Origin of the sequence: Spiribacter roseus, assembly GCF_002813635.1 — a bacterium.
Classification (GTDB): Bacteria; Pseudomonadota; Gammaproteobacteria; order Nitrococcales; family Nitrococcaceae; genus Spiribacter; species Spiribacter roseus.
The window spans coordinates 1,414,690-1,427,853 of record NZ_CP016382.1 but is presented as its reverse complement, the minus strand read 5'-3'; the positions used below and the strand labels follow the sequence as shown (position 1 = coordinate 1,427,853).

The following is a 13,164-nucleotide window of genomic DNA, read 5'->3' as shown; positions in this document are numbered from 1 at the left end:
GCCGGTGGAACGACTGCTGATCCGCGGGGGGCGGCCCCTCGATGGTGACATCCGCATATCGGGGGCCAAGAACGCCGCGCTGCCCATCATGGCGGCGACCCTGCTGGCGGACGGGCCATCGGTGATCGGCAACATCCCCGATCTGCATGACATCACCACCACCATGGAGCTGCTTGGGCGCATGGGTGTGCGGCTGACGGTTGATGAGCGTATGCGGGTGGAAATCGACCCCAGCTTCATCGAGAACTGCCACGCCCCCTACGAGCTCGTGAAGACCATGCGCGCCTCCATTCTGGTGCTGGGGCCGCTGCTGGCGCGCTATGGCGAAGCCGAGGTCTCGCTCCCCGGCGGCTGCGCCATCGGGACGCGTCCGGTCAATCTGCACGTCCAGGGGCTCGAGGCGATGGGCGCGGAGATTTCGGTGGCGGGCGGCTACATCCGCGCGCGCTGCGAGCGTCTCAAGGGGGCGCGTCTGGTCATGGACCTGGTGACCGTCACCGGGACCGAGAACCTGATGATGGCGGCGACCCTTGCCGAAGGGCGCACCGTGATCGAGAACGCCGCCCGCGAGCCCGAAGTGGTGGATCTGGCGAACTGCCTCAACGCCATGGGCGCGCAGGTGAGCGGCGCCGGCACCGACACCATTGTCATCGACGGCGTCGAGCGGCTGCAGGGCGCTCACTACAACGTGCTGCCCGACCGGATCGAGACCGGAACCTTTCTGGTGGCCGCCGCGATGACGGGGGGGCGGGTCCATCTGCGCAATACCGCGCCGTACCTGCTCGATGCGGTGATCGCCAAGCTGCGTGAGAGTGGCGCGGACATCACTGTCGGCGATGACTGGATCCATCTCGACATGCAGGGTCGCCGGCCCCGCGCGGTCACCGTCCGCACGGCGCCTTACCCCGCCTTCCCCACCGACATGCAGGCCCAGATCTGTGCGCTCAATGCGGTCGCGGAGGGCGTCGGGATGGTGACGGAAACCGTTTTCGAAAACCGCTTCATGCATGTCCAGGAAATCCAGCGCATGGGCGCGGACATCCGCCTTGAGGGCCATACCGCCATCAGTCACGGCATCGAGCGGCTGACCGGCGCACCGGTCATGGCCACCGACCTGCGCGCCTCGGCCAGCCTGGTGCTGGCGGGACTGGTGAGCGCGGGCGATACCCTTGTCGACCGCATCTATCACATCGACCGGGGTTACGAGTGCATCGAAGAAAAGCTGGCGCAGCTGGGCGCCGATATCCGCCGCATGCCGGGAGACAGCGTTCCGAACCATGACTGAACAGCTTACCGTGGCGCTTTCCAAGGGCCGCATCCTTGAACAGACCCTGCCGTTGCTGAGCCCGCTGGGCATCGAGCCACTGGAGGACCCGGAGCGCAGTCGCAACCTGGTGCTGCCCACCAGCCATCCCGGCGTCCGCCTGATCATCGTGCGCGCCACGGACGTGCCGACCTATGTTGCCCATGGCGGGGCGGATCTGGGCGTCGCGGGCAAGGATGTGCTCATGGAGCAGGGCGGCCACGGGCTTTATGAGCCGGTGGATCTGGGGATCGCCCGTTGCCGCCTGATGGTGGCGGGTCATCCCGGCGGGGTGCCGGCCGGGCAGCGCCTGCGTGTGGCCACCAAGTTCGTCAACATGACCCGGCGCCACTTCGCCGAACAGGGCCGTCAGGTGGATCTGATCAAGCTCTATGGATCGATGGAGCTGGCGCCGCTGGTGGGTCTTGCCGACCTGATCGTGGATCTGGTCGACACCGGTAACACCCTGCGGGCCAACGGCCTTGAGCCCCTCGAGACCATCGCGGATATCAGTGCCCGTCTGGTGGTCAATAAGGCGTCGATGAAGCTCAGACATCGCGAACTCAAACCGCTGATCGGCCGGATTGCCGAGACGGCGGCCACACGCGCCGACAGGTGAATCGCATGGTGGAAATACAGCGCCTCAGCACGACACAGCCCGACTTCGAGCAGCAGCTGCGCTCGCTCACCGACTGGGATGACGGCGCCACGCATGGCGTGGAATCAGCGGTGGCGGAGATCCTCGCCGCGGTGCGCGGGCAGGGCGATGCCGCGCTGCGTTACTACAGCGAGCACCTTGACGGGCTGGCGGTGGAATCCGTCAGCGAGCTCGAGGTGGATGCCGCGCAGTGCCAGGCGGCGCTGGAGGGCCTCGAGCGAGCCGATCGCGATGCCCTGGAGACCGCCGCGGCGCGGATCCGCCACTATCATCTGCACCAGCGCCAGGCCGACTGGGAGAAGACCGAAGCGGACGGCAGCCGGCTTGGCCAGCAGGTGCGGCCACTCGAGCGGGTCGGGATCTATGTGCCCGGTGGCAAGGCAGCCTATCCGTCTTCGGTGCTGATGAATGCGATTCCGGCCCACGTCGCTGGCGTCGGGGAGATCATCATGGTGGCCCCGGCACCGGGCGGGCATATCGCACCCATGGTGCTGGCGGCGGCGGCCGTGGCGGGCGTGGACCGGCTGTTTCTGCTGGGTGGCGCCCAGGCCGTCGCGGCGCTCGCCTATGGCACGGAGACGCTACCGGCGGTGGACAAGATCGTCGGCCCGGGCAATGCCTATGTGGCCGAGGCCAAGCGACGGGTATTCGGCCATGTCGGCATCGACATGGTGGCGGGTCCGTCCGAGATCCTCATTGTCTGCGATGGCCAGACCGATCCGGAATGGACGGCCATGGATCTGTTCTCGCAGGCCGAGCATGACGAGGATGCCCGCGCGCTGCTGATCTGCCCCGAGGCGCGCTATCTGGATGACGTCCAGGCCGCCATGGAACGCCTGTTGCCCGATATGGAACGCTCGGAGATCATCCGTGCCTCGCTCGCCCGGCGCGGGGCGATGATCTGCGTGCGCGATCTGGCCGAGGCGGCGGACGTCGCCAACTCGATCGCTCCCGAGCATCTTGAGCTGTCCGTGGTCGAACCTGAACGGCTGGCGGCATCCATCCACCACGCCGGGGCGATCTTTCTGGGCCGGTACACCCCCGAGGCGTTCGGCGATTACTGTGCCGGGCCGAGTCACGTACTGCCCACTTCGCGCACCGCCCGTTTCGCCTCGCCGCTGGGCGTCTATGACTTCTGCAAGACCACCAGCCTGGTGCAGTGCACCGCTGATGGAGCCGCCGTGCTGGGGCCGATTGCCGCCAGGCTCGCACGCTGTGAGGGCCTCACTGCGCACGCGCGGTCAGCGGAGATGCGCTACCGCGACTGACCCTCGGGTTGCGGTGGGCGCTGTGGGGCATCGCCGTTAAGGTCGGTGGGCCGCTCGGCGATCTCCACTTCCCAGCGCCGGGTCTCGCCGTCGCGCCGGCCGTTGAGGATGACTTCACGCCCCGGCGCCTGTTCGGTGATCCAGCTGAGCAGTCCCTGAACCGTGCGCACCGGCTCGCCGTTGGCGGTCTCGATGACATCCCCCGATGCAAGGCCGGCGCGGTCCGCGGGCCCGCCCGGTAGCACAGCGGCAATACGCAACCCGCTGCGCCCCTGATTGGGGAGGATCTGGGCACCGATCCAGCCCCGGATGACGCGGCCGTTCTCGACGATGTCGGTGAGCACCGACTGGGCGAGGTCCGCCGGGATGGCGAAGCCGATGCCGGTCGAGCTGCCGCTGTCACTGAAAATGGCGGTATTGATCCCGATCACCTCGCCCCGCGCGTTGATCAACGCACCGCCGGAGTTACCCGGGTTGATCGCCGCATCGGTCTGGATGAAGTTCTCGAAGGTGGTCAGTCCGACCTCGCTTCGGCCGAGGGCACTGATGATCCCCTGGGTGACGGTCTGCCCGACCCCGAACGGATTGCCGATGGCGAACACGACATCGCCGACGCGGGTCTCGCGCCCGTCCGCCAGCGGGACATGCGGGAGGTTGTCGGCATTGACCTGGAGAACGGCCAGGTCCGACTCCGGATCGGTGCCGATGACCCGCGCCGGGGCGTTTCGGCCGTCGGCCAGCATGACCTGGATGCGGGCGGCGCCGCGGATGACATGGTGGTTGGTGAGCAGTTGTCCGGCTGCATTGACCAGCAGGCCCGATCCCAGCGACGTATCAAGCCGCTCCTGCTCCTGCGCGGTCATGCCGCCAAGCAGCTCATCGAGGGCCGGGGAGTCGAGGAAGACATTGCGCGGATCCGGGTTGCGCGATGCGGTGTAGATGTTGACCACCGAGGGGGCCGCGACCTCGACGGCATCCGCGTAGCTGAAACGCTGGCCATCGGCCGATGACGGGCGCGGATCAGCGCGGGCGGCATCCTCGCCGCTGATGGCCGTGGGACCGGCGGGACGGCCGCCGAGCAGTTCCGGTGCCAGCCAGACCACGGTGATGGCGACGATCACCCCGACGAGGACATAACTGGTGACAAAACGAGTAAAACGTTTGAAGGCCATGCGCGCTATCCGGTCCAGCACTCCATGAATAAACCGCGATGATACACCCAAAGCGCTGTCCGCGGCGCGTTCGGACAGGGCGTTGGGCGCAGTCGTCGGGGCCCGCCGATCTTGACGATGGACGCTCGATGCGGGATTCTACCGCCATTGCGGACAGTGTCCGATTGTGCGCGCTCAGCGGGCCGTCCGGCCCCCGGTGACGATGCTGCTCCCGCCCAGAGACAGGCCTGACCCAGAGGATCCAGATGTCAGAGGACAAAGCAAACAACAGCCGTCGCCGGTTCCTGACCGGTGCGGTCGGTGTCGTCGGTGGTATTGGTGCGGCCTACGTCGCGGTGCCCTTCCTCGCGTACTGGAACCCCAGCGCGCGGACACGGGCCGCGGGGGCGCCGGTGGAAGTCGATGCCTCGACCATGCAGCCCGGGCAGAAGGTCAACGTGACCTGGCGCGGTCAGCCGGTCTGGGTGATCCGCCGCTCCGAGACGGCGATCGACTCGCTGGCCGGTCATGATGACGTGCTGAGCGATCCGGACTCCGCCGTCGCCAGCCAGCAGCCCGCCTACGCGCAGAACATGTATCGCTCGGTGGAGCCGGAATTCTTCGTGGTGGTGCCGATCTGTACCCATCTGGGTTGCATTCCTTCGTTCATGCCCCAGCCGGGATCGCTTGATACCAACTGGCCGGGGGGGTTCTTCTGCCCCTGTCACGGCTCCAAATTTGATAACGCGGGACGGGTCTACGCCGGGGTGCCGGCGCCGACCAATCTTGAAGTCCCCCCCTACCGGATCGCTGACAATGGCGTGATCGTGGTCGGGGAAGACCAGGAGGCGGCCTGATGAGTGACACAACCAAGGTGCAGGGTGGCGTGCTGGGCTGGGTGGACGCCCGTTTCCCGCTCAGCCGCATGTGGAACGAGCATGTCGGCGAGTACTACGCCCCCAAGAATTTCAACATCTGGTACTACTTCGGCGCGCTGTCGCTGTTCGTGCTGGTCAATCAGCTACTGACCGGCATCTGGCTGACGATGAACTACAACCCCTCGGCCGAGGGGGCGTTCTCGTCGGTGGAGTACATCATGCGGGATGTAGAGTGGGGATGGCTCATCCGCTATATGCACTCCACCGGCGCCTCGGCGTTCTTTGTGGTCGTCTACCTGCATATGTTCCGGGCACTGCTCTATGGTTCCTACCAGAAGCCCCGCGAGCTGATCTGGGTGTTCGGCATGATCATCTATGTCGCGCTGATGGCCGAGGCCTTCATGGGCTATCTGCTGCCTTGGGGACAGATGTCGTATTGGGGCGCGCAGGTCATCATCTCTCTGTTCGGTGCCATTCCGGGGGTGGGCGAAGAGCTGGCCCTGTGGATCCGCGGTGACTACAACATCTCCGGCGTTACCCTGAACCGATTCTTCGCCCTGCATGTGGTGGCGCTGCCGCTGGCTTTGGTGGGTCTGGTGGTGTTCCACATCCTCGCCCTCCACGAGGTCGGATCGAATAACCCCGACGGCGTCGACATCAAGAAGAACAAGGGTGCGGACGGCAAGCCGAAAGACGGCATCCCGTTCCATCCCTACTACACGGTCAAGGACACCTTCGGTCTTGGGGTCTTCCTGATCTTCTTCTCGGCGGTGGTTTTCTTCGCCCCGGAAATGGGTGGGCTGTTTCTGGAGCCGCCGAACTTCCAGCCGGCCGACCCCATGCAGACGCCGGCGCACATCGCACCGGTGTGGTATTTCACCGCGTTCTACTCGATCCTGCGGGCGATTCCCGACAAGCTCGGGGGCGTGATCGCGATGGGCTCGGCGATTTTCCTGCTGTTCCTGCTGCCATGGATCGATCGTGGACGGGTACGCTCGGTGCGCTACCGCGGGCTCGGTCACAAGCTTGCGCTGGGCCTGTTTGCAGTGGCTTTCGTCTGCCTCAGCTACCTCGGCCTGCAGGCACCCTCGGACCTGTACTTTGGGCTGACGGTGACAACCTGGGCGCAGATCTGGAGCGCGGTGTACTTCGGCTTTTTCATCTTCCTGTTCGCTTACACGGCGTTCGGGTTTGAGCGTACCAAGCCGGTACCGGATCGGGTGACGGACTGATGAGAAAACTCCTCCTGATTGCCCTGCTCACCTGCCTGTCCGCGCCGGCATGGTCCGCCGGCGGGGGTGGTGACCTGATGGACGCCCGCGTCGATGTATCCGACGAGGCATCGCTACAGCGTGGGGCGAAGCTGTTCGCCAACAACTGCATGGGCTGCCATTCCGCCGAGTATGTCCGCTGGAACGCCCTGCCCGAGGCACTGGGCGTGTCCATGGAAACGGTGGAGTCCAATCTGATCTATGGCGACTACACGCCCGGTGACACCATCAACGCCGCCATGCGCAGCGCCGATGCATCGGACTGGTTCGGCGCAGAGCCGCCGGACCTGTCGCTGACCGCCCGGGCACGTGGAGCCGACTGGGTCTATACCTATCTCAACAGCTTCTACCGGGATCCGGATGCCAGCATTGGCTGGAACAACACCCTGCTTGCCAACTCCTCGATGCCCCATGTCCTCTGGCGGATGCAGGGGGTGCCCGAGGCCCGCTACGAGGAAAGCCACGGCGAGCAGCAGGTGGCTGAGGTGGTCCTGCCAGAGGGGCAGCAGGGCACGCTGAGCGAGTCGGAATACCACCGGGCGACGCGTGACATCACCAATTTCATGGCCTTCATGGCCGAGCCGGTCCGGGCCAAGCGCCAGGAGATCGGTGTCTGGGTGATCGGCTTTCTGGTGATCTTCACCATCCTTGCCTATCTGCTCAAGCGCGAATACTGGAGGGACATCCACTGAGGAGTCAGCGAAGCGCGTCGACGGTCCCGCTGAGTCAGCGGCCGTCCATCGGGCTCTACAGTGACCCGCTCTCGGTGGACAGCCACCGGGTGCGGGTCGTCCTTGCGGAAAAAGGCATCGACGCCGATGTGGTCGAGGTGCTGCCCGACGGGCCGCCCCCCGAGGACCTGCCACAGCTCAACCCCTACGCGGAAACACCGACGCTGGTCGATCGTGATCTGGCGCTCTATGACCCGCGGGTGATCTGCGAGTATCTCGACGAGCGCTTTCCACACCCCCCGCTGATGCCCATCGATCCCGTCTCGCGCGCCAAGTCGAAACTGGTGATTTCGCGCATCGAGCGCGACTGGTACGGTCTCATGCATCAGCTCGAGCGTGCCGACCGGCGCCGGCGGCCGCCGATCCGCCGTCAGCTTGCCGAGAGCCTGCTGGCAGGGGCGGACGTATTTGATACCGGGCGTCAGTACTTCCTCAGCGATGACATCACCATGATGGATTGTGTGCTGGCGCCGGTGCTCTGGCGGCTTGGGCATTATGGTGTGGAACTGCCGGAGGGCGCTTCGGCGGTGGCCGCCTATGCGGATCGGCTGTTCAGCCGCGATGCGTTCGTGGCCAGTCTCACGCACACGGAAAAGGGAATGCGCAAAGCCTCATGACGCCGAGTCGGCCCTACCTGATCCGCGGTCTCTACGAGTGGATCGCGGATAACGATCTGACGCCCCACCTGCTGGTCAACGCCGAAGGCGAAGGCGTGGTGGCTCCACTCGAATTTGCCGACGCCGGTCAGCTGGTGCTCAACGTGGCCCCGGCGGCGGTGCGCGGGCTTGACCTGGGCAATGAACTGATTGCCTTCAGCGCCCGATTTGGCGGCCAGCCACGCCAGGTCAGCGTGCCGGTCGCCGAAGTCATGGCGATCTACGCCCGGGAGAATGGACGTGGAATGCTGTTCACTCCCGAGGATGGTGAGCACGATCCACCGCCGGATGGCAGTGACGGGGACTCGTCCTCCGATTCGTCGCCGGGCGGCAGGGGGCAGCCCGGGCTGCGCGTCATCAAGTAGCGGCCTGTTTTTGCCCGGGCGGGCGGTCAGCCGCCAAACAGCTGGTGGTCAATCAGATCACAGAGACAGTGAATGACCAGCAGATGGACCTCCTGAATGCGGGCGGTCACCTCGGCCGGGACACGGATCTCGATGTCTTCCGGGCCCAGCTTCAGCGCCATGGGTCCGCCATCGCGACCACTCAGGACCACCACTCGGGCACCGCGATCGTGGGCGGCGTCAATCGCGCGGATGATGTTGTCGCTGCCGCCACTGGTGCTGATCGCCAGCACCACATCGCCGGGCAGCGCAAGCGCGCGGATCTGCCGGGCAAAAACCTCGTTGAAATCGTAGTCGTTGGCGATGGACGTCAGCGTCGAGCTGTCAGTGGTCAGGGCAATGGCGGGCAGCCCCGGGCGCTCCATCTCGAAGCGGTTGAGCAGCTCCGAGGAAAAGTGCTGAGCGTCCCCCGCTGAGCCGCCGTTGCCGCAGCTGAGAATGCGCCCTTCGCGCTGCAGGCAGTCGACCATGACGTGACCCGCCTGCTCGATGAACGCGGGCAACTGATCAAGCGCGGTCTGCTTGGTCTGGATGCTGGCGTGAAATTGTTGCGCGATCCGGTCGCTGGCGCTCATGGGTATCCTCTATTCGGTGGTGTTGGGTCATTCATCGGCGTGGAATGCATCCCGGATCCATTCCACGCGGCCGGTGTCAGGCGTTACCGCGATCACGTCAAAGCGCGTCGGTGGCTCACTGCGCTGGCGCTGCAGCCAGGCCTTGGCGGTGGCGATCAGCCGCCGGCGTTTGGCCGCGGTAATGCTGTCGATGCCGTCGCCAAATCCGCTTCGGTGACGGGCGCGTACCTCGACAAAGACGATCTCGCCGTGGTCCTCCATGATGAGATCGATCTCGCCGCGGCGAATCCGAAAATTGCGTGCCCTCAGTTTCAGGCCCTCAGCCTCGAGGTATTCCAGGGCCAGGGCCTCGGCGGCTGCGCCGGTCTGGTGCGCGTGGGTGGTCACGGCACCCGGTCCGTGACGGCCTCGCCGTCGACACGATTCAGTCGTCGGATGCCGGCCTCGGTCATCTGGACGGGCAGCAATGCGCGCTGGATCTGCTGGCGTTCATTGATCGAAAGCCGTCCTGAGGCACCCGGCATGCTCAGTTCCGGGTCCCGAGCCAGTGCCGGGAGGCCGGAGAGCAGGCGATAACTGTCGATGCCCAGTGACTGCAGTCGCAGGCGGGCCGCCGACGGATCGGCGGGGGACAGCTGTTGCTGGAGTGCGTCGGCCGCGGGCACTGGGGCGTCATCCAGCAGCCAGGGCATGCGGGCAAAGAGCAGCCCGTCGAGGTCGCTCCGCGCGCTGCTGTCGGGGTCGCCCGGGACGCTGGTGCCAACCCCGAAGATGGGCAGACCGATGCCGCGGTGGAAGCGCAACTGCGGCAGCACCAGTCGGGCGTCGCGCTCGCGGGCGGCCATGAACAGGCCATCAATGTCCTGGCGGCGGCGCGCCTCGAAGCCAAAGCGCTCGCCGGTGATGGACTCAAGGCGTTCGTGCCGGGTTTCGCTGGCATCGATGCCCAACAGTGCCTTGATCGGAAAGCTCAGGTCCTGCTGGTCGGGAGGGTAGCGCTGCTCGCCGACGATGGCCGCGTCCGCCTCGGTCAGTGCGGTTTTAAAAGCCGTGGCAACCCGGCTTCCCCAGTCGTCGTCGCGGCGGATGACCAGCATTCGCTCCTGACCCATCTGATTGGCCAGCGCGGCGGTGGCCCTGGCGTCGTTCTCGGGCGCCAGCCCGAATTGCTGGAGGCGCGGCCCGCCGCGATCGCTGTCAATGCGGTTGAGGGCCAGGACCGGAACCGACAGATCCGTCGAGGCCACCAGATCGCGCAGCGCGGATTTTCGCAGCGGACCGATCACGCGCCCCGCCCCCTCCGCGCGTGCCTGCTGATAGGCGGCGGTCACGCTCAGGCCGTCGGCGCCAACATCGAAAAATGCCAGTACGGGTTGGTCGCCGCTGTCGGTGTGATAGGCGGCGAGCAGACCGTCGCGAATCCGCCGCCCGGCGCCGGCCCAGTCACCGCTCAGGGGGAGCAGTACCGCGACGCGGCGTGGCGGTGACAGATCGGCGCGCTGCATGGCAAGGATCCGCCGGATCAGGCGCTGGCTGATGCCAGCGTCCACCGCTGAGCGTCGATGATCGGCCAGAAAAGCCCGGGTGGCTTCGGCGTCCAGGGCGCGTTGACGCACGCCGATGGCAAGCTCAAGCCACTGCGTCGTGACCGGCTGACGAGCGGAATCCGCAGCGCGCCGCAGCGCTGCCATCGGCGCCGCCTGCAGCGCCTGCCACAGGCGCGCCTCGCTACGCCCGCGTCGGGCCGGCGACAGGGCCTTTCGATCCAGGGTGCGCCAGTCATTGATGGCCCCGATCCAGTCCCCGCTGGCCGCCTTCGCGTCGATCAGTGCCTGAAGGCGGTACGGCACCATGCGTGCGGAAAGCGGGGCGGGCAGGTTCTCGAGTCGATCGATGATCTGGCGATCACTGAGGGTCTCGTCAAGGCGGGTGCGCAGGACAATGGTGATGGCCTCGTTGTCCGCGCTGGCGATGGCGTCACGCTCGTTCAGCAGTCGCTGGGCGGCGGCCGGGTCGCCCATGGCCAGTGCAACGCGGGCCGCCTCCAGGCGCAGGCCGGTGGCGGTTGGCCCGGAGAAGTCGCTCGCCGCCATGCGCAGCAGCGCGACGGCGCTGGCGGGGTCATTCACGGCGAGGGCCGACTCGGCCGCGTCGATGCGCGGGTGTTCCAGCGATGTCAGCGGGGCCGTAGCCTCGCGGGTGTCGAGGGACGAGCATCCGGCGACCACCAGCGCGGTGAACAGGGCAATGAGCGGCAGTCGCGGGGTGGGCACAGGCAGGCCTCGCGGTGGCATGGGCGGGCGGTTAAACTGTCAAACTGTCCGAAAGTATCGAGTCCGGGGATAAACCGTGTCAAACCGCACCGGGACCCTCCATGTGGTCGCAACACCCATCGGTAATCTGGGCGATATCAGTCCCCGGGCCTGTGAGGTGCTTGGCAGTGCTGATCACATCGCCGCCGAGGACACCCGCCACAGTCGTCAGCTGCTGCAGCGCCTGGGGCTTCAGGGTTCGCTGATCAGTCTTCATGAGCACAATGAAAGCGCCCGGGTGGAGCGGCTGACCAACTGGCTTGCCGATGGCGAGTCGGTCGCGCTGATCAGTGATGCCGGCACCCCGCTGATCAGCGATCCGGGCTATCGGCTGGTGCGGGCCGTCCATCAGGCCGGCTACCCGGTGCTGACCGTGCCCGGGCCGTCCAGCGTGATCGCGGCGCTGTCCATCGCCGGGCTGCCCACGGACCGGTTCAGCTACGAGGGCTTTCTGCCGTCGCGGGCGGGCCCACGCCAGCGTCGGCTGCAGGCCCTTGCGGATACGGCCTGCACGCAGGTGTTTCTAGAAGCCGGGCGGCGTCTGCCCGGCACGCTCGAGGCGATGGAGCATGCCTTCGGCGCCGAGCGCGAGGCAGCGATCTGCCGTGAGCTGACCAAACGCTTCGAAACGACCCGTGTCGACGCGCTGGCCGGTCTGCGCGCATGGGTTGCGGGCGACAGCGATCAGTGTCGGGGCGAGTTCGTGCTGGTGGTCGGGCCGGCGCCAGAGCCGGCCGTCGCCCCCGCGCCGGGTCTGCCCGCGACGGATGAGCTGGTGCGTCTGCTACGCCACGAGGGGCTTGGGGCGAAGTCGACGGCGCGGGTGCTGGCGAGACTGACCGGCGCGTCGGTCAATCAGCTCTACCAGCAGGTGCTCGAGCAGGACTCGAATCCCCGCGGCTGATGCGGCCGGGATGATAGACTACCCACGGAAGTCGGCCGGGCAGTCGCGGCGCCTCAGGGCGTCGAGGAAAGTCCGGGCTCCATAGGGCAGGGTGCCAGGTAACGCCTGGGCGGCGAGAGCCGACGGAAAGTGCCGCAGAGATCAGACCGCCGATGGCCGTGTCCGCACGGCACAGGCAAGGGTGAAAAGGTGCGGTAAGAGCGCACCGCACGCATGGCAACATCGCGTGGCACGGTAAACCCCACCCGGAGCAAGACCGAATAGGGGAGTGCAAGCACGGCCCGTGCGAGCTCCCGGGTAGGTCGCTTGAGGTGCGTGGCGACACGCATCCCAGAGGAATGATTGCCCTCGACAGAACCCGGCTTACAGGCCGGCTTCCACTCTTTTTGATCCCCCGCCCCTGCGCGATTCACCGGTCCGCGAATCGAGAAAACCCCCCACTAATCGGCCTGTTTTCGTAAGTCTCTGTCAGGACGGGGAAAATCCCTTCTGCGTCGGCTTGACGGGGCATGCCCGGCTGTCTACAGTGTGGTCATAAGTGGGAAAAAGTGGTGAAGAATGGCAGCCACGGGTCGATTAAGGGGAATAAATTGTTTCGCGGTGTCACCCAGATCAATCTTGACGCAAAGGGGCGCATAGCCTTTCCCAGCCGCTATCGCGAGCGGCTGTCGAGCCTTTGCGACGGGAACCTGGTGGTCACCGTCGACCGCGACCACTGCCTGTTGATCTACCCCCTGTCGGAGTGGGAGGACATCGAGCAGAAGCTGGTCCGGCTGCCCAGCCTCAACCCCACGGCCCGACGTCTGCAGCGGCTGCTGATCGGTCATGCCACCGAATGTCCGCTGGACGGTAACGGCCGGATACTGCTGCCGGGTCCGTTGCGGAGCTTCGCCGGACTCGACAAGCGCACCGTGCTGATCGGTCAGGGCAACAAGTTCGAGCTCTGGGACGAGGACAGCTGGACGACGCGCCGGGATGAATGGCTGGCGGAAGGAACCGATGCCGAGGAGCTGCCCGATGACCTGCAATCGCTATCGCTCTAAGGGGGGTGAG

The 13,164-nt window shown here is 66.2% G+C and carries 14 protein-coding genes and 1 other RNA gene; 11 read left to right on the top strand and 4 right to left on the bottom strand.

The annotated features are described in order from the left end of the window. Positions 1-4 precede the first annotated feature (4 nt). The 3 genes from murA to hisD are packed head-to-tail and all read left to right on the top strand — an operon-like array spanning position 5 to position 3,229. Positions 5-1,285, top strand: a complete 1,281-nt coding sequence (murA, locus tag BBH56_RS06970) for a UDP-N-acetylglucosamine 1-carboxyvinyltransferase (protein WP_148122378.1) — start codon at positions 5-7, stop codon at positions 1,283-1,285. Beyond that, positions 1,278-1,922, top strand: coding sequence for an ATP phosphoribosyltransferase (gene hisG, locus BBH56_RS06965; protein ID WP_110882930.1), 645 nt, complete (start codon positions 1,278-1,280; stop codon positions 1,920-1,922). Before murA ends, hisG begins: the two co-directional genes overlap by 8 nt. A 5-nt stretch (positions 1,923-1,927) precedes the next feature. Then, the gene (gene hisD / locus BBH56_RS06960; RefSeq protein ID WP_148122769.1) at positions 1,928-3,229 is read left to right on the top strand and encodes a histidinol dehydrogenase; all 1,302 of its coding nucleotides are present in this window, start codon (positions 1,928-1,930) and stop codon (positions 3,227-3,229) included. Here the strand turns inward: hisD and BBH56_RS06955 are convergent. Beyond that, the gene (locus BBH56_RS06955) at positions 3,217-4,401 is read right to left on the bottom strand and encodes a S1C family serine protease (protein ID WP_148122377.1); all 1,185 of its coding nucleotides are present in this window, start codon (positions 4,399-4,401) and stop codon (positions 3,217-3,219) included. The genes hisD and BBH56_RS06955 overlap by 13 nt on opposite strands. Before the next feature lie 245 nt (positions 4,402-4,646). Here BBH56_RS06955 and petA point away from each other — a divergent pair, with 245 nt between their 5' ends. The 5 genes from petA to BBH56_RS06930 are packed head-to-tail and all read left to right on the top strand — an operon-like array spanning position 4,647 to position 8,281. Next, positions 4,647-5,237, top strand: coding sequence for a ubiquinol-cytochrome c reductase iron-sulfur subunit (gene petA, locus BBH56_RS06950; protein ID WP_144348025.1), 591 nt, complete (start codon positions 4,647-4,649; stop codon positions 5,235-5,237). Continuing rightward, positions 5,237-6,490, top strand: a complete 1,254-nt coding sequence (locus BBH56_RS06945; protein ID WP_110882934.1) for a cytochrome b — start codon at positions 5,237-5,239, stop codon at positions 6,488-6,490. The genes petA and BBH56_RS06945 overlap by 1 nt, the downstream gene beginning before the upstream one ends. Further along, positions 6,490-7,221 carry a cytochrome c1 gene (locus tag BBH56_RS06940; RefSeq protein WP_110882935.1) on the top strand — a complete coding sequence of 244 codons (732 nt, stop codon included), beginning with the start codon at positions 6,490-6,492 and terminating at the stop codon, positions 7,219-7,221. The genes BBH56_RS06945 and BBH56_RS06940 overlap by 1 nt, the downstream gene beginning before the upstream one ends. Positions 7,222-7,250: 29 nt before the next feature. Next, positions 7,251-7,877 (top strand): glutathione S-transferase N-terminal domain-containing protein, encoded by a 627-nt coding sequence (locus BBH56_RS06935; RefSeq protein WP_370456332.1) that lies wholly within the window; start codon positions 7,251-7,253, stop codon positions 7,875-7,877. Further along, positions 7,874-8,281 carry a ClpXP protease specificity-enhancing factor gene (locus BBH56_RS06930; RefSeq protein ID WP_144348028.1) on the top strand — a complete coding sequence of 136 codons (408 nt, stop codon included), beginning with the start codon at positions 7,874-7,876 and terminating at the stop codon, positions 8,279-8,281. Before BBH56_RS06935 ends, BBH56_RS06930 begins: the two co-directional genes overlap by 4 nt. A gap of 26 nt (positions 8,282-8,307) precedes the next feature. Here BBH56_RS06930 and BBH56_RS06925 read toward each other — a convergent pair whose 3' ends face one another. The 3 genes from BBH56_RS06925 to BBH56_RS06915 are packed head-to-tail and all read right to left on the bottom strand — an operon-like array spanning position 8,308 to position 11,168. Further along, positions 8,308-8,895: a phosphoheptose isomerase gene (locus BBH56_RS06925; RefSeq protein ID WP_144348029.1), complete on the bottom strand. Its 588-nt coding sequence runs from the start codon at positions 8,893-8,895 to the stop codon at positions 8,308-8,310. Positions 8,896-8,922: 27 nt separating this feature from the next. Next, entirely contained in the window at positions 8,923-9,282 is a 360-nt protein-coding gene (locus tag BBH56_RS06920) for a YraN family protein (protein ID WP_148122376.1), read from the bottom strand. Then, complete coding sequence (locus tag BBH56_RS06915) at positions 9,279-11,168, bottom strand: penicillin-binding protein activator (protein ID WP_157809121.1); 1,890 nt, start codon at positions 11,166-11,168, stop codon at positions 9,279-9,281. The genes BBH56_RS06920 and BBH56_RS06915 overlap by 4 nt, the downstream gene beginning before the upstream one ends. A gap of 103 nt (positions 11,169-11,271) precedes the next feature. Here BBH56_RS06915 and rsmI point away from each other — a divergent pair, with 103 nt between their 5' ends. From rsmI to mraZ, 3 genes are all read left to right on the top strand, one after another. After that, positions 11,272-12,111, top strand: a complete 840-nt coding sequence (rsmI, locus tag BBH56_RS06910) for a 16S rRNA (cytidine(1402)-2'-O)-methyltransferase (protein ID WP_235013317.1) — start codon at positions 11,272-11,274, stop codon at positions 12,109-12,111. 27 nt (positions 12,112-12,138) lie between these two features. Beyond that, positions 12,139-12,493, top strand: an RNA gene (gene rnpB / locus BBH56_RS06905) — RNase P RNA component class A. Between the two features lie 208 nt (positions 12,494-12,701). Further along, positions 12,702-13,154, top strand: coding sequence for a division/cell wall cluster transcriptional repressor MraZ (gene mraZ / locus BBH56_RS06900; protein ID WP_148122373.1), 453 nt, complete (start codon positions 12,702-12,704; stop codon positions 13,152-13,154). Positions 13,155-13,164: the final 10 nt, after the last annotated feature.